This window comes from Paraliobacillus ryukyuensis, from assembly GCF_003315295.1.
GTDB lineage: Bacteria > Bacillota > Bacilli > Bacillales > Amphibacillaceae > Paraliobacillus > Paraliobacillus ryukyuensis.
Map to the genome: position 1 here is coordinate 1 of NZ_QNRI01000014.1, position 16,476 is coordinate 16,476.

The 16,476-nt window shown below is 37.5% G+C and carries 13 protein-coding genes and 1 tRNA gene; 2 read left to right on the top strand and 12 right to left on the bottom strand.

The window, feature by feature from the left end; translation table 11 throughout:
• Positions 1-130 precede the first annotated feature (130 nt).
• The 7 genes from ftsH to DES48_RS14485 all read right to left on the bottom strand — a co-directional run bounded on the left by ftsH (position 131) and on the right by DES48_RS14485 (position 9,343).
• Positions 131-2,113: an ATP-dependent zinc metalloprotease FtsH gene (gene ftsH / locus DES48_RS14455; protein WP_113870040.1), complete on the bottom strand. Its 1,983-nt coding sequence runs from the start codon at positions 2,111-2,113 to the stop codon at positions 131-133.
• Positions 2,114-2,288: 175 nt separating this feature from the next.
• Positions 2,289-2,831 carry a hypoxanthine phosphoribosyltransferase gene (gene hpt / locus DES48_RS14460; RefSeq protein ID WP_079707644.1) on the bottom strand — a complete coding sequence of 181 codons (543 nt, stop codon included), beginning with the start codon at positions 2,829-2,831 and terminating at the stop codon, positions 2,289-2,291.
• A 16-nt stretch (positions 2,832-2,847) separates the two neighbouring features.
• Positions 2,848-4,248 carry a tRNA lysidine(34) synthetase TilS gene (gene tilS, locus DES48_RS14465; protein WP_113870041.1) on the bottom strand — a complete coding sequence of 467 codons (1,401 nt, stop codon included), beginning with the start codon at positions 4,246-4,248 and terminating at the stop codon, positions 2,848-2,850.
• 115 nt (positions 4,249-4,363) lie between these two features.
• Entirely contained in the window at positions 4,364-5,314 is a 951-nt protein-coding gene (locus DES48_RS14470; RefSeq protein ID WP_113870042.1) for a serine/threonine protein kinase, read from the bottom strand.
• Positions 5,283-6,023 carry a VWA domain-containing protein gene (locus DES48_RS14475; protein ID WP_113870043.1) on the bottom strand — a complete coding sequence of 247 codons (741 nt, stop codon included), beginning with the start codon at positions 6,021-6,023 and terminating at the stop codon, positions 5,283-5,285. The genes DES48_RS14470 and DES48_RS14475 overlap by 32 nt, the downstream gene beginning before the upstream one ends.
• A gap of 104 nt (positions 6,024-6,127) precedes the next feature.
• Positions 6,128-8,566 carry a stage II sporulation protein E gene (gene spoIIE / locus DES48_RS14480; protein WP_079707658.1) on the bottom strand — a complete coding sequence of 813 codons (2,439 nt, stop codon included), beginning with the start codon at positions 8,564-8,566 and terminating at the stop codon, positions 6,128-6,130.
• 210 nt (positions 8,567-8,776) lie between these two features.
• The gene (locus tag DES48_RS14485) at positions 8,777-9,343 is read right to left on the bottom strand and encodes a histidine phosphatase family protein (RefSeq protein WP_113870044.1); all 567 of its coding nucleotides are present in this window, start codon (positions 9,341-9,343) and stop codon (positions 8,777-8,779) included.
• Positions 9,344-9,449: 106 nt separating this feature from the next.
• Between DES48_RS14485 and DES48_RS14490 the strand changes: the two genes are divergently transcribed.
• Positions 9,450-9,526: transfer RNA gene (locus tag DES48_RS14490), tRNA-Met, on the top strand.
• A gap of 148 nt (positions 9,527-9,674) precedes the next feature.
• Here DES48_RS14490 and DES48_RS14495 read toward each other — a convergent pair.
• Genes DES48_RS14495 through DES48_RS14515 form a run of 5 tightly spaced genes read right to left on the bottom strand, consistent with a single transcriptional unit; the run spans position 9,675 to position 14,179 of the window.
• A complete protein-coding gene (locus DES48_RS14495) occupies positions 9,675-10,487 on the bottom strand; it encodes an energy-coupling factor transporter transmembrane component T family protein (protein WP_113870045.1) in 813 nt (270 codons plus the stop codon).
• Positions 10,484-11,341, bottom strand: coding sequence for an energy-coupling factor transporter ATPase (locus DES48_RS14500; protein WP_245911485.1), 858 nt, complete (start codon positions 11,339-11,341; stop codon positions 10,484-10,486). The genes DES48_RS14495 and DES48_RS14500 overlap by 4 nt, the downstream gene beginning before the upstream one ends.
• On the bottom strand, positions 11,332-12,150 hold the full coding sequence (locus DES48_RS14505; protein ID WP_113870047.1) for an energy-coupling factor transporter ATPase: 819 nt from the start codon (positions 12,148-12,150) through the stop codon (positions 11,332-11,334). Before DES48_RS14505 ends, DES48_RS14500 begins: the two co-directional genes overlap by 10 nt.
• A gap of 25 nt (positions 12,151-12,175) precedes the next feature.
• The gene (gene menA / locus DES48_RS14510; protein WP_113870076.1) at positions 12,176-13,117 is read right to left on the bottom strand and encodes a 1,4-dihydroxy-2-naphthoate polyprenyltransferase; all 942 of its coding nucleotides are present in this window, start codon (positions 13,115-13,117) and stop codon (positions 12,176-12,178) included.
• A 15-nt stretch (positions 13,118-13,132) separates the two neighbouring features.
• Positions 13,133-14,179 (bottom strand): FAD:protein FMN transferase, encoded by a 1,047-nt coding sequence (locus DES48_RS14515; RefSeq protein ID WP_113870048.1) that lies wholly within the window; start codon positions 14,177-14,179, stop codon positions 13,133-13,135.
• Positions 14,180-14,568: 389 nt separating this feature from the next.
• Here DES48_RS14515 and DES48_RS14520 point away from each other — a divergent pair, with 389 nt between their 5' ends.
• A complete protein-coding gene (locus tag DES48_RS14520; RefSeq protein WP_113870049.1) occupies positions 14,569-16,437 on the top strand; it encodes an NAD(P)/FAD-dependent oxidoreductase in 1,869 nt (622 codons plus the stop codon).
• Positions 16,438-16,476: the final 39 nt, after the last annotated feature.

Consider the following 16,476-nt stretch of genomic DNA (forward strand, 5'->3'; position numbering starts at 1 on the left):
CGGCCATCTCTATTATACGATTGGAGATTCTTTTGTTACATCCCTTAAAGGTTTATTTTCACACAGGCATAGCCTGTGGTTTTAAAAGCATTAATAAAAAAAGGAAGGTGTTTACACCTTCCTTTTTCCCTTATTCTTTTTTATCTAAATCCGAATCATTTGATTCATTTTCAGAAGTTGATGTTGCTTCATCTGATGACTTCGACTGGATATTTACTTTCACGTCTTGATCATCTGAAGATAACGTTGTTTCTGATGTATTTGTACCATCTTGTTCAGAAACCACTTCATCTGGAAGTGTACCTTTTTCAAATAAAGACTTAATTTGGCTTGCATCAAGTGTTTCAATTTTAAGTAACGTTTGCGCAACCAACTCAAGTTTATCTTTATTCTCGGTAAGAATTTCTTTCGCTCTAGTATAGCACTGATTAATAAAGTTTTGAATTTCTTGATCGATTTCGTATGCAATTGCATCACTGTAATTAGATTCATTTTGCATATCTCGACCAAGGAAAACTTGACCGCCTGAACTACCGAATTGAAGTGGACCAATTTTGTCACTCATTCCGTATTCAGTGACCATCTTACGCGCAATATTTGTTGCACGTTCAAAGTCATTGTGCGCACCAGTACTTACTTCACCAAAGATAACTTCTTCCGCAACACGACCACCAAGCAGACCAGTAATCTTATCTAATAATTCTGGCTTCGTCATAAAGTAACGATCTTCTCTAGGTAGCATAACAGCATAACCGCCTGCTTGACCACGAGGTACAATCGTAACCTTATGTACCATATCCGCATCGTCTAACACCATACCAATGATGGTATGTCCACTTTCGTGATAAGCAACGATATTTTTTTCTTTTTCAGAAATAACACGACTTTTCTTAGCTGGACCTGCAATCACACGATCAATCGCTTCATCAACATCTTCCATGTCAATTTTTTGTTTATTTGCTCGTGCTGCAACTAAGGCTGCTTCGTTTAACAAGTTTTCTAGATCGGCACCAGAAAAACCAGGTGTACGCATAGCAATTGTTTTAATTTCCACATTATCAGCAAGTGGTTTATTACGTGCGTGCACTTTCAACACATCTTCACGACCACGTAAATCCGGACGATCTACGGTGATTTGACGGTCAAAACGACCCGGACGTAATAATGCAGGGTCTAAAATATCTGGACGGTTTGTTGCAGCGATAATAATAATTCCTTCATTTTCACCGAATCCATCCATTTCAACTAGTAGTTGGTTTAATGTTTGCTCACGCTCATCATGTCCACCACCAACGCCGGCACCACGTTGACGTCCAACTGCATCAATCTCATCAATAAAAATAATACATGGTGCATTTTTTTTCGCGTTTTCGAAAAGATCACGAACACGTGAAGCACCAACACCGACAAACATCTCAACGAAATCTGAACCACTGATGGAGAAGAAAGGAACTCCCGCTTCACCAGCAACTGCTCGCGCTAGCAATGTTTTACCTGTACCCGGAGGTCCAACTAATAGAACACCTTTTGGAATCTTCGCACCAATTGCAGCAAATTTACGTGGATCTTTTAAGAAATCAACAACTTCTACAAGTTCTTGTTTTTCCTCATCTGCACCCGCAACATCTTTAAATCGTACTTTTTTCTTATCTTCACTATACATCTTCGCTTTACTCTTACCAAAGTTCATCACACGACTTCCGCCGCCCTGTGCTTGGTTAAGAAGGAAGAAGAATAAGATAAAGATAATCACAAACGGAATTAATGAGGTAAGGATTTGAACCCATGCATTTGGCTGTTCTTCTTCTTTTACATCAAGTATTCCTTGTTCTTTACCTTGTTCAAAAATATTAGCTACTATCTGTGGATTATTAGGAACATTAGTTACAAATGATGTATTTTCTTCATTTGACAATTCTCCTGTTATTCGCATAACCCCATTAGATGGTCTGATTTGCATTTCTGCAATATTACCATTATTAAATTGTTCCATAAATTGACTTACATTATACTCTTTTTGTTGATTGTTTTGTCCTGTGAACACTCCCATAATAGTAATAATCACGACAACAATCACAAAATAAAAAATTACGTTACGTACTATACGACTCATTGCCTACCTCCTCCCAAGCGAGAAAACTATATTAAATCGTACCATATGTAAAAGGGGGATTACAACTAATTGCATTTACCTTTCCCAATATGCTACCAATCTTCCTAATATGTTATTTGATGTACCACTAATCATACATCATTCAAACTTATTTTTCATTTGTTACTGCTTATTTTTACTCTCCACCATATACATGTGGTTTCAGCACCCCAATATAAGGTAAGTTACGGTATTTTTCTTGATAGTCTAATCCATATCCAACAACAAACTCATTTGGAACTTTAAAACCTACAACGTCTGCTTTAATATCTACTGTTCGTCCTTCCGGTTTATCTAATAAGGTAACAATCTTAATTGAATTAGCTTTGCGATACTTAAAGAGGTCCACTAAGTATTTTAATGTTAAGCCACTATCAATAATATCTTCAATAATTAGTAAATCTCTACCTTCCACTTTTGTGTTAAGGTCTTTCTCAATTTTCACTTCCCCAGATGAGCGCATTTCTCCACCATAACTAGATACGTCCATAAAATCCATTTCTAAGTACGTATCCATGCAACGTAAAATGTCTGACATAAAAGGTAGGGCACCTTTTAAAACGCCAATGGCTAATGGAAAACGGTCTTGATATTCTTCCGATAATTGGTTCCCCAACTCTTTACACTTTTCTTCAATTTCTTGCCGAGAAACCAATATTTTTTCGATGTCGTTATGCATCTTGATCCTCCTAGAATTATTCTGCTTCTTGATATTCCAATTGAATGCATTGTGTTATTTGTCCTTGGTTTGGAATACTCCCTTTAGACAAACCAATAATCCATAATACAGTTCCTTCTTGATCGACCAGTAACGGCCATGAATCTCTTTCTTTCAAAGGAATTTTTTTATCAATAAAGATATCTTTAACTTTCTTTCTTCCACCTAGTCCTTTGACAAATATTCTGTCACCATTCTTGCGATATCGAATCGATAACGGGAAATGCTTATCCCAATTATCTGCAGAAATCAGCAATCTATGCTCACCATCTTCCGTTATTTGATCCCCCGACACAATGGATGCGGTCACAAGAGCTCCAGATGGCAAGGTCACCTCGCCAGGAACAGGTAGGGTCTTAGAAAAGAAAGGTGGGTCATCTTGATCAATCTGGAATTGAACAGTTTTGTACGATTTATGTATTTGCAAGTCTTTTGGTAAATCAATCGAAGCATTTGCTCGATCACTATGTAATAAGTTAAAAAATTGTTGCTCATGTCCGTAATGTAAACCAGAAGGTATTGTATTATATAGACAATTTAATATTAGATGAAACATACGTCTTTGTAAAGCAAACGGATACTTTTTAAAAAGATTTATTGAAAGCTGGACATGGGATGTATTGGGGTTGGCACCTATCATTTGGTTTAGTGCTTGATTTGCTTGTTGATCTAAGTATTCATTATCGGCCTGAATAGCTTCACTTAACTTCTGAACTGATTGAAACATGTTAGGATTTTGGTTTTTCAATAACGGTAACACGTGATTGCGGAAATAGTTACGTGTATACACATCATCTTCATTCGATGGGTCTCTTCTTGGTGTAAGGTTATTCGTTACACAATATGCCTCAATTGTTTGTTTATCTACAGCTAAAAATGGTCGAACAATGTAACCAGTTGCGAATCGACGTTGGACAGGAATTCCCTTCATCGCATTAGGGTTAGCACTGCGTGTAAGCTGCATAACCATTGTCTCAATTTGATCATCACCATGATGTCCTAACACTAAGTAATCCGCTCGATATTGTTCCATTTTTTTCTTGAAAAAATCATATCGCAATTGTCTTGCCGCTTCTTGTGTACCCAAGCTTTGCTCTCTTTTCAGTCTAGGTGTGTCTACTTTCCCACCTTCAAACAATATGCCATTTGTAGTACAAAAATGATTCACATATTGCACATCTGCTGCTGATTCTTCATTCCGCAAGCTATGGTCAATTGACACGGCAATGATTTTCCAACCCCATTTGTGTCGTTGTTTATTTAAATAATGCAGTAATGCCATTGAGTCTGGTCCACCGGACACACCAATCATCACTGTTGCACCATGGTGGAATAATTGATGCTGTTTAATAAATTGGTCTACTTTATACTGTAACATTATGTTTTCATCTTCTTTCTACCCTTTATCATCATATTTATCCTATCATGTTTATGATTAGATGAACATGACCAAAAGGATAACATTAAGATCCCTTTGCGCTTATAAAATATTTTCATATAAAGAAGTAATAGATTAAAAAAAGTAGCATCGAAATAAAGCCAATTACTGCAGTTTCTAATAAAGGAAGGGTTACTTGGTCTGTTTTCCCTTTGTGTCTAGGTGTTTGTGGTTGAGCACGCAGATAAGATATTTTTCTTTTTGTTATTAACTGATTAAGTTCCTGCTGCATTTGCGCGCTAGATCGATAATATCCTTTCATTGCTTTTTCTAGACAAGGTTGGTAGGCAGCTAGCATTCTGGTATGTCTAAGTTTTCTTTTTAATGTTTGTTCAGGGTACTCACCTCGTTTAAATTGTTTTGGATAAGCACAGTGCAATGCCATCATCACGACAGCAAATAAATCATAACTAGGTTCCGCAATTCTCGAGCCCAATTTCCAATAGCCTCGGTCATAGAATTCTGTATACTCTTTAATAGACCGACCAATTTGTGTCGTACCACCCACATCAATCCATCGTAATCGTGGTGGTGTACCTGTCACCATAACATTATCTAGTTTAAGATCGCCAAAGACCCATCCATGTTGATGCAGTCGCTCTAAATCAGCTAATAATTGGAGCAAAAACACACCCAACCAATCTGCTCCCTTTTCATTTAAATAGCGCGGTAATTGCTTCCCATTTACGTATTCCATCACATAAAAGGATAGTCTCCCTCCATTTGCTTGCAAAAAATCATCCACATCAAATAAATAAGGCCCAAGTGGCTTACCTTGAACCTTAGACAATTTTTTTAATACATTAACTTCTGTAGTGATTGAAGCGCCTTTCTCACTAATTTTAAGCGCTACTTGTTTTCCATCTTGTCGTTTACATAGATAGACGGATCCGATTGCCCCTTTACCTAACTTCCGTACCACAATGTAATGTTGTTTATTCCATTTACCTTGAATAGTGGAACCAGGCACAAAACTAGTATCCTGTTTCTTCGATATTTGACTCATCTTCTCGTTTCATGCTCCTTGATAGCTTTGATTTACTAAACTGATACATCGCTTCTTTTAAAGCTGGCCCGGTTGGTGTAATACCACCACTTGTAAGTTTTGGGAAGATCGATGAGATACTATCTAATTGTTCTGACCAGTCAATCACACGCTGAATTGTTTTACGTTTGCCTGGAAAGGTATAAATAGAAAAACTATTTTTGCCGATACGCGCATTCATACTTACCGATAAATCAATTAACGCCTCTTTTACTGTAGGTAATTTATTTTGCATACTTGCGCTTGTGTCTACAAGGACAAGAACTTCGACGTTGCTTTTCTCTCCAAGATCTTCAACAACCTCCATTACCTCCCCGCGTTGATCAGGTGGTAAGTTTTCAATCGTTTGATTTGGTCCTAATATCTGTTTTAGTTCTTGGTTAACTACACCTTGAAGTGTTTGTGTCATTGCCTGCTTCGTAACAGATTGAACAGTCTGTGATAACGCTTTTTGATAGACAATTTGACTGACACCTTCGCCTGCTTGTGCAATTTCTTCTACTTCCTCTAATCCCATGGGATCCTCTTGTTGGTCGTCTTCTAATATACCAATCACATTTACTGTTATCCCTTGTCTCGCAACAAGACTTGCAACCATGGATGGATCTTCACCTTGATTCGAACAACCATCTGTAATTAATAGTATTTGCTTTAGTGTACCTTTTTTCATCTTTAGATACTCCTCCTATGCCTTTATCAGATATCGACGTTTCTTATAGTTAGCATCATTTTCGACGAATTCATAGAAGTTTATACCTTTAATTCAGAAGTTTACTAATTCGCGTGCTTTTGATAAAGCGGAATAGTCGCCCATTTAGGTTGAAAACTAACAATTTTAGCAACAATTAATGTCATGTCATCAACAATTTCCCCTTCTGTTGCTCGAATCACTTCTTCTAAAAGCACATCTGCTATTGCTTGTGGTTCATCTGTTTCAATTTCTTTTAACTTTCGTTTGAACCATGTATCCATATTGGTAATGTGTTTAGGGCCATCAAAAATACCATCACTAGCCATAACTAAAATATCCCCGTCTTTCAATTGATCATGTACTACCTCAACATCCACATCTTGAATAATTCCAATTGGTAGGTTGCTTGCTTGAATCATACGGATCTGATCAGAATGTTTGATGAAGCTAGGAGTAGAACCAATCTTCAAAAATTGTACACCGCCATGCTGTAGATCGACCACTGCCAAATCAAGGGTAGAGAAAATTTCATCATTTGTACGTAGGGAAAGAATCGAATTGATTGATTTTATTGCTAAATGTTCATCAATACCAGATTGCAAAATTTGTTGTAGTAATCGTAATGTTTCAGTGCTTTCTTCATGCGCACGAGTACCATTACCCATACCATCACTAATAGCAAGTGCATGTTTTCCAGAACTAAGTTCCATCGTGGAATAACTATCGCCAGAAATAAAACCCCCTCCCATTGCAGCGTGGGCAGCTCCCACCTCAACAACAAATTTTTTAGCAGAACTAAAGCAAAAATGGCAATACCCATTTGGCAAAGGGGATACTTCTTCTGTTTTCACGACGATCGTTTCTTGTAGGATAGTAGATAATAGTGGCGCAATTATTTTCTGTCCTTCTCCATGATATTGATAGACTGACAAATTCATTTCAATATCTATGTTACCTTTTTTCAAGCTGAAAATATCCAATTTTAAAATTTCAAATCCCATTTGTTTTAAAGCTGACATAATTTCAATTTCTTGCTGTTCATGGTTCTCTCGTTCCTTAACAATTTCTTTTGCAAAATCTCCCATAACTTCAGAAACACCTAACAGTTGATCAGCAACAAACCGTCGACTATCACCAACTTGTTTTTTTAAGCGTTGATTTGCTTCAAAATAAGATAATTCTTCTTTCATTACGCCGTACATTTTGCTTGATTTAACACAATGGTTCGAAAACTTTGCATCCAACAATTTATTAGGCGCTTGTCCCTTCTCCAAATCTTGCTTCACATCTTTCATCAAACCATACGTTTTATCAAAGTTTTTCGCCCAACAATATTCTTTTTTAAAACAACTCTGGCACGTCCGCTCGGTGACATTACTTAAGAAATAATCTGTCTCTTTTTCTTCTTTGGTGGTTGGATGATTACTGTTTTTTTGCGCATCAAAACTTTTGGATAACGCTTCAAAGACATGGGAAAACTGTTCCATTCGATTCGCTGTTGCATCTCGGACTTTTTGGACATAGATTTGTTGTTCTTGTTCATGTTCATTCGTCCCTGGTATGTATCTTGCCATAAACCGAATCCATTGCTCTGGGGTCAAGATAAACAATACGACAGCAATACTTGTTTCAAATAAAGAAGAAGTAAAAATAATTGATCCGCTTCCGTAGATACCTAACAAAACGGTTCCGATAATTAAACCGACGCTAACGCCAAGTTTTTTCCATTCCTTTAACAAACCACCCAATAACCCACCAAAGGCTAACAAACTCATATGAAAGATGCTACCTACACTTGCAAGGCTTAAGATCAGCCCTGCCACTACTCCGACCGTGGAGCCAATAGCTGCACCTCCAACGTAAGAAAGCCACAAAACAAGATAGCGAGAAGCAATTTGTTCGAGACTGATATTTTGAATTTCCCATCCGATCATTCCTGTTAGTAAAGAACCCAGTAAAATAATTAGCGAGATAATCTCTTCATGTTTTAAGGTTGGATTATAACGTTTGGGTGATAATAGCGGAACACTTTGCATAAATATTAATACTAAAATCGCGCTCAAAACAGCTTCTGTAGCTGCAAGTGTCCAGCCAAATAAGTTTAATTCTTCAAACAAGGCATAAGTTGATAGCCTAGGTAATAAACTTGAAAGGAAGACGAGTAATGGAATGATTTTTTGTTGTTTCTTCCATGATTTGCTCAAGCCAGCAAAGAAAACAAAGGTTATCGAAGCTATCGCAATATAAAAACTGTGCTGCGCATTAATCGTCAAACTACTGGCCACTACAATAATCATTATCGGACGTATCTTTTCACGACGCAAAAGCCAAATGGATGCGAGGAAAGCTAGTACAAATGGAGACAATACTTCAAGAACAACCGCTCGCCCCAATAGAAATGCAACGATATATAGCAGCCCACCCTGTTCTAGCATTAATTTACGTATATTGTCCTTCCATTGTACAGTTAGTTGTTTGGCTTTTTTTTCATCATTATCGATCACTTTAGGTTCTGATAACATATCCAACACACTTCACTCCCTGTATAGTATGCTGTTTATTAAACCACACCTTCATGCATTTTTTTGTCAAAACCTCCCACCAACCGTATCAAAATGTTCGACGTTTTTCTGTTAAATCAATATGATAAAAATAAGTCAGCCGTAAGCTAGAGTTTTTAATTTAAAATTGTTTTTAGCTATAAAAAAACCAACAGAGGGGGTCTCTGTCAGTCATTTATCTGAATGCGTGATTTGATTATAGTTGTGCACGTGCCACTGACCATCAAGAAATTGCACATGATTGAAGCAAGCGTTTTGAAGTTTAGTATTGGTAAAATCAATTGAATCTTGTGTCATATACCGTAAAACGGCATGAATTACCGCGCCATGTGTCACAAGTAGTACTTTTTTATCCGGATACCTTTCTACAATTTCTTGCATCCCTTTCATCACACGGTCTTCTAGGGCCTGCTTCGATTCTTGATTCGGATAATTAAAATCAGGAAACAACCGATTTCTTTCATCAAAGGTTAAACCCTCTGCATCCCCAAATCCTCTTTCTTCAAATACATCGATTTCTTCCAGTTCCATTTGTAACACTTCATTAATTATTTCAGCTGTCTGCTTTGCTCGTAACATAGGACTTGTTATTAATACATCCCATCGCGATCCTGCTAAATAGGATTGACAAGCTTTTGCCTGTTCGATACCAGTTTGATTTAATGGAATGTTTGTCTTTCCCTGAATTCTACCCACCCGATTCCAATCCGTTTCTCCGTGACGAATTAAACAAATCATATTACTCCCCCTTTTAGGATAGTATAGCAAAAATATATGCGTTATCTATTGACAGTTTATTAGTGCTATTGTAATATATCAGTTGTGACTTTTAAAAAATGTATATGGCGGTGTAGCTCAGCTGGCGAGAGCGTACGGTTCATACCCGTGAGGTCGTGGGTTCGATCCACTCCACCGCTACCATTTTACAAACCTTTTTTCATTATAAATATAAGCGAGAAAATGGTAGAAACGAAAATTCGTTTCTACCATTTTTTATTGGTTAAAAAGAGAACCTCTAGCTTGCCTTATACACACTGTAAAACCTATCTACTTCCAAAAAAGTTAGCCTTTACGGGTAATATCCCCCTAATTGACGCAATACCACGATGATGCCTGTTAAGATAATCATTATTACGATCGCTATTGTATCTTGTTTCTTCCAGGCCAATTTTCGGAAGCTTGTCCGTGGTCTAGTAGATTGATAGCCCCGCACTTCCATCACATCCGCCATATCTTCCGCGCGGTTTAATGAACTAACAAACAGCGGCATGATGATTGGTACAAGTTTCTTCATTTGCTCCACCAGTGATCCTTCACCAAACGTTGTACCACGTGCCCTTTGTGCGTCCATTACTTTTTGCGTTTCGTCTAAAAGATTCGGTATAAAACGCAGAGCGATGGTCAGCATTAAGGAAATATCATCAACTGGTACTTTTAAAAAACGTAGCGGAGAGAGCAGTTTATTTATTCCATCCGTTAGATCAATAGGTTTCGTTGTTAACGTAACAACCGTTGAAATAAATATAATCAACACAAATCGACAAAAAATAAAGACACCATTAATTAACCCATACTTTGATATGGTTATTGGTCCACAATCTAAATAAATTGTTCCTCCAGCTGTAAACAATACTTGCAAGGTCACGGTAAACAAAATCAACCATATAAGTGGCCGTACACCACGAATGTACATCTTTATGGCGATACCAGACATACGCATAACGATAAGCGCACATACAATAAGCAACAAGTAACTTTGCCAATTAATCGCAACAAACAACAGAGCAATAAAACCAATCGCCGCTAGTAGCTTTGCCCTTGGGTCAAGTTGATGGATCAACGAATTTCCCGGGAAATATCGACCCAAAATTAACTTATTCATGCTAGTCCCACCTCAATCAATGCTGTTGCTAGATCGTCGATGGTCAAACAAGTCCATGGTAATTGTATATTTGTTTCTTGTTCGATTCGAAGCTGGAACCTTCTTGCTTCCGGTACATCTAGCGACCATGCTTGTAATTGCTTCACATCTTCAAAAAAAGTACGGACTGGCTGATGGGTAGTAATTGTCCCATTCCCCATGACTACAACGTCTTCAGCAAAACGGGCAACATCACCCATATCATGGGTAACTAAAATGATGGTTGTTCCATTCTTATTATGAAGTGCTTGTAATAAAGTTAATATCTCTTCTTTTCCATTAGGATCGAGTCCTGCTCCAGGTTCATCTAGCACTAACACATCTGGCTTCATTACTAATACGCCAGCAATAGCTACTCTACGTTGTTGTCCACCTGATAAAGCGAAGGGGGATGCTTGTAAGATGTCTTCAGTTAAGCCTACCAAAGGCAAAACATCTTTAACGAGTTGCTTAGCTTCTTGACGAGATACCCCGAAATTAAGCGGGCCAAAACAAATATCTTGTTCTACGGTTTCTGCAAACAACTGTGCTTCTGGAAATTGAAACACCATTCCTACAGACTTTCGCACTTGTTTCAACACTTGTTTTGACGGTTCTTTATGTATCTCTAATTCGCCTACCTGAATATCTCCCTCTTTAGGTAGCAACAAACCATTGATTGTCTTTAGTAGGCTTGATTTACCAGCACCAGTATGACCTACCACAGCCGTGAACGATTGGCTAGGCAGGTGTAAGTTTACATTTTGCAAAATATTAGCACTTCGAATTGGTCCAATCTGATAATCTGCTGACACAGTTTTAAAATTTACTTGCATAGCCATTTCACCATTTCATCTTCTGTCATATAGGTGGAAGTTATGCCACTACCCTTTGCCGTTAATTTTCGACGTAGTTGTTCTGCGAATGGAGCTTCTAAGTGTGGATTTTCCATAAAGATAGTTGCAGGAGTAGCGTCTTGTTTTAATCTCCCCTTGTCCATTACCAACAGCCGGTCTGCTACCGCTGCTTCATTCATATCATGCGTAATCGAGATAATTGTAAGACCTTGTTCATCTTGAAGTTGTTGTAATGTACGCATTACCTGTCTTCGACTCTTAGGGTCAAGCATTACAAGCGCTTCATCTAAAATAATTATCTTTGGTTGAAACGCAAGTATACCCGCTAATGCTACACGTTGTTTCTGACCACCAGATAGTCTTGAAGGATCATGTTCCATGAATGCTTCCATATTGACCAATTGCACAGCTTCATTTACCCTCTGTTTCATTTCTTGATACGATACATTATTATTTTCTAAACCGAAAGCCACATCATCTTGTACAGTGGCTCCAATAAATTGATTTTCTGGATTTTGAAAAACCAGCCCCATTTGTTGACGAATGGTCCACTTAGTCTGTTCCGTTAACTGGACTCCAGCAACCTTAACCTCACCAGATTCAGCTTCTAACAAACCCACCAATAAGCGAGCTAACGTGGACTTACCTGACCCATTATCTCCTACAATCGCTACCCATTCTCCTTCTTTTATAGAGAAGGAAACAGCTGATAATGTTTTGTCATCCTTCCGTAAATCATAACGGAAAGTAAGATTATTTACTTCTAAGATTGACTGATCAGCTTGCACTAGCACTCTCTCCTTCTCTGAAACCTTAATAAATAAAAACTATGATAATTAGCATCGCAACAAGCGACCCGTTTACTAATACCAAGTTCTTAACAGCAACATTAAATGTTTCACCTTTAACTTGTTTTTTATTAAACTTACGCACATGCTGATAAACAGGATAACTTACCAATAAAACAATTAACATAATTGCTGGTAACAGGCCTAAGATAACCGCTACCACAATGGCAGTAAATGACAAGATATACAAACTATTAAATAACCACACCGCATACTTTTTACCAATATAGTAAGGTAATGTGAATCGATGGTTGCGAATATCTTCATCAAGATCACAGATATTATTTGCTAACATTAAGTTAGCAACCGTAAACATACAAGGAACAGATATTAATACAATCTCTAATAATAGTAAGATATCAACTTCTAAATTAATCATGCGACCTTCCCAAACTAATTGAATTATTCCCTGATCAAAAGCATTCACATACACAGCTAAAAACACGATTCCAAATCCCATCGTTACACCAGAAAAAAGTTCTCCTAATGGCATTCTTGATAATGGAATTGGACCAAATGTATAAAAAATTCCAATACCAAAACAAACCATACCTATCAATAACACAAATAAATCCGTACGGAAAACTAACCAAATGCCTAATCCTGTCGCTAACATTAGCATACTTATGATAATAATGATAACAGTTTTTTCAGTAATATTATGCTGCCCAATTACATTATATTGTTTTCGGTACGCATCGGAGGATGCTTTCCGATAATCCATATAATTGTTAATTGCAGTTGTTGTTAAATCAAAGATTAACATTGCTACGAAAAAAATTACTGTATTTAATGGATGAAACGTATCATAGCGATAATATACAAATAAACAACCAACTAAAAATGGGAACACACTTGCAATTTTTGTTTGAATCTCAACAAGCTTTAAAAATGTAGAAAAAGACATCATTGTCTCCCCTCCCTATTTAATTGATTCACGGTTACCTAATGTAAAACGATCATTCGTTAACTCAAATTCATCATCTAGACCAGTTGTAATAAATATTTGCTTATCTTTATCGACAAATATGGCTTCTACCCCTTTTTGGTTCTCAATATATTGCAAACCTTCTTGTAGACCTTTGGAAAAAATCAATGTAGATAGGGCGTCTCCATCCATTGAAAAGTCACTAACAATGGTAACACCAGCGATTTCATTTTCATATGGATAACCATCGAGTGGATTTAGAATATGGTGATACCTTTTTCCATCCACTTCTAAATATCGTTCATAGATACCGGATGTAACAATCGACTTGTTACTTGCATTAATTTTACCAACCGTTTCGCCTCGTTCAGAAAAAGGGTCTTGAACCCCAACGGTCCATTCGCGCCCTGATGGATTGTTGCCTTTCACATAGATGTTTCCACCTAAGTCAATAATAGCGGTCGTAACTCCATTCTCATCTAGCAACACGTTAACTTTATCAGCTATGAAACCCTTGGCAATTGCACCTAAATCAAGTTGCATTTCTTCATTCTCTAAGTAAACCGTTTCCTTGTCTTCATCTAATATTACTTTTTGATAATTAATTAACGGGAGTACGTCATCAATCTCTTTTTGAGTAGGCTTCTTCGCATCATCATATCCGATGTGCCATAGGGAAGTTAATGGTCCGATCGTAATATCGAATGAGCCTTCCGCTTTTTCACTGTAATCTTTTCCTGCCTGTATTAAGGAAAAGATATCACTAGATACTTCTACCGGTTGTTTACCAGCTGCAGCATTGACCTGATCGATTTGTGATTCAACTTCTTCTACACCAATCTGATTTGCTAGGGTTTCTATTTCATCAAATACAAGATCTAATACATCTGCTTTACCCTCGTCATAAATCTTCATGGTAACCACTGTGCCCATTAAAAATTCAGTTCTTTTATACGGGCTTTCCATCACAGCATTGCTCTTTCCACATGCTGTTAAGAGTAAGGAAAAAACAACGATTACCAGTACATAGTTTCTTTTCATTGTTGTCAAAACCTTTCTAACATGAAATAATAAAAATGAATTAGTCATTAACCAATTACCCAGTGAATGTGATGTAATTCACATTAAGTCGATGTAAGTATAGCACTCATTACTAAAAAGTGTCTAGATAAGGTAACTAGTATTAAAACCACCATATCATGGCTTTGAACTACTTGTATAGGTATTATTTCCAAGTTGTGAAAACTTATTGAACTTTTTGGTTTAATAAATTTTATTACTAACTTGTGAACTTTTTAGAATTTAATATATATAATCTTTAAAAACTATAGACACACCGGGAAACTAGCGGTACAATTATACTCGGTTGTTCAATATTTCACAACGAAGCAATTATAATTTTATTATTCTATCAAGGAGTGAGTTATATTATGGCAAACAAAGACATCGTCATTATTGGTGCTGGTTATGCTGGCGTACACGCAGCGAAAAAACTTGCCAAGAAGTACAAAAAAGATGATTCAGTTACAATTACGTTAATTGATCGTCACTCATACCACACGATGATGACTGAGTTGCACGAAGTCGCTGCGCATCGCGTTGAGCCTGACGCAATTCAATTTGACTTACGTAAACTTTTCAACCGTACAAAAGTGAATTTAGTTACAGATAATGTAACAAAGGTTGACCACGATGCAAAAAAAGTAACCACAGAACATGGAGAATATGCCTTTGATTACCTAATCCTAGGTATGGGAGGAGAACCGAACGATTTTGGAACTCCTGGTGTAGGCGAACATGGATTTACTTTGTGGTCTTGGGAAGATGCTGTTAAACTGCGCGAACATATTGAAAATATTGTTGCTAAAGCTGCAACTGTTCGCGACGAAGCAACACGCCGGGCAATGTTACGTTTTACTGTCTGTGGTTCTGGTTTTACAGGAATCGAAATGGTTGGGGAATTAATTGAATGGAAAGAACGCTTAGCCAAAGATAACAAACTAGATGCTGAGGAGATTTCACTTTACGTGGTCGAAGCCGCGCCAACCATCTTGAACATGCTAGAAAGAAAAGATGCAGACAAAGCAGAGAAATATTTGAATAAAAAAGGTGTTAAAATACTTAAAAATTCTCCAATTGTTGAAGTAAAAGCTGATGAGATTGTGCTTAAATCTGGCGATACACTTGCAACTCATACCCTAATCTGGACAGCTGGAGTTAGAGCCAATTCGGATACAAAAGATTATGGGATGGAAACAGCTCGTGCGGGCCGATTAAAAGTAAACCAGTACATGGAATCAGAAGAATTCGAGAATGTTTATGTTATCGGTGATTTGGCTTACTTTGAAGAAGAACCAGGAAAGCCAACGCCACAGATCGTTGAAGCTGCAGAGCAAACAGGTACAACTGCTGCTAAAAATATTATTGCAGCTATGAGTGGTGGAGAAAAAGTTGCGTATGAAGGAAAGTACCACGGAACAATGGTTTCTATTGGAGCTCGATACGGTGTCGCAAACTTAATGGGTGTTTCTTTAAGCGGTTGGTTTGCCAACTTCATGAAACACATGGTTAACTTATACTACTTCATGGGTATTTTTAGTGGCTATTATATGGTGCAATATATCCGTCATGAATTTTTCGAAACCAAAGATAAGCGAAATATTTTCCGTGATTTCTTAACTCGACACGGTAATGTACTTTGGAGCTTACCTTTGCGTGTATTTGTCGGAGGGTTTTGGCTAATTGAGGCCGGTTCTAAAATTTGGGGGAAAGAAACGTTTGAAAGCGCAATTTCAAGTTGGTCAACTGTTCCTAACCTATTCAAAGGATTAGGCGAAGGTTCTTGGTTAGTTGGCGATACAGTTCGATTGCCGTTTGAGTGGCTACAAACAACGACAAGTGGGGCAAGTGAAGCTGCGTCTACTACTGAATGGTCAACACCAATCTTAAGTAAAATGCCTGGTATTTTTGAATGGTTTATGAAAATCGTTCTTCCTACACCTGATATGGCGATCTTTATGCAGAAAATGATGGTATTCATTGAATTAGCAATCGGTTTAGCTATCTTAGGTGGATTATTTACTTGGTTAGCAAATGCTGCAAGTGCTGGATTCCTTGTAATGTTTACCCTTTCCGCTATGCTTGGTTGGGATAAAGTATGGGCATTACCTGCATCGATTGCATTAATGAATGGTTCTGGACGTACATTCGGTCTTGACTACTGGGTGATTCCATTCCTTCAACAAAAACTTGGTCACTGGTGGTACGGAAAAGAACGTTCAATCTATCAAGATAAATAAGGTATAAGAGAAAACAGCGATTGGCTCCTAATAGAGCCT

Coding starts and splice junctions, on each gene's coding strand:
- DES48_RS14475 (WP_113870043.1), bottom strand. CDS start 6,023: ATGAAAAAAGGTACACTAAAGCAAATACTATTAATTACAGATGGTTGT.
- DES48_RS14515 (WP_113870048.1), bottom strand. CDS start 14,179: ATGAAAAGAAACTATGTACTGGTAATCGTTGTTTTTTCCTTACTCTTA.
- DES48_RS14470 (WP_113870042.1), bottom strand. CDS start 5,314: ATGAGTCAAATATCGAAGAAACAGGATACTAGTTTTGTGCCTGGTTCC.
- tilS (WP_113870041.1), bottom strand. CDS start 4,248: ATGTTACAGTATAAAGTAGACCAATTTATTAAACAGCATCAATTATTC.
- DES48_RS14495 (WP_113870045.1), bottom strand. CDS start 10,487: ATGAATAAGTTAATTTTGGGTCGATATTTCCCGGGAAATTCGTTGATC.
- DES48_RS14520 (WP_113870049.1), top strand. CDS start 14,569: ATGGCAAACAAAGACATCGTCATTATTGGTGCTGGTTATGCTGGCGTA.
- menA (WP_113870076.1), bottom strand. CDS start 13,117: ATGTCTTTTTCTACATTTTTAAAGCTTGTTGAGATTCAAACAAAAATT.
- DES48_RS14485 (WP_113870044.1), bottom strand. CDS start 9,343: ATGATTTGTTTAATTCGTCACGGAGAAACGGATTGGAATCGGGTGGGT.
- DES48_RS14500 (WP_245911485.1), bottom strand. CDS start 11,341: ATGCAAGTAAATTTTAAAACTGTGTCAGCAGATTATCAGATTGGACCA.
- spoIIE (WP_079707658.1), bottom strand. CDS start 8,566: ATGTTATCAGAACCTAAAGTGATCGATAATGATGAAAAAAAAGCCAAA.
- hpt (WP_079707644.1), bottom strand. CDS start 2,831: ATGCATAACGACATCGAAAAAATATTGGTTTCTCGGCAAGAAATTGAA.
- ftsH (WP_113870040.1), bottom strand. CDS start 2,113: ATGAGTCGTATAGTACGTAACGTAATTTTTTATTTTGTGATTGTTGTC.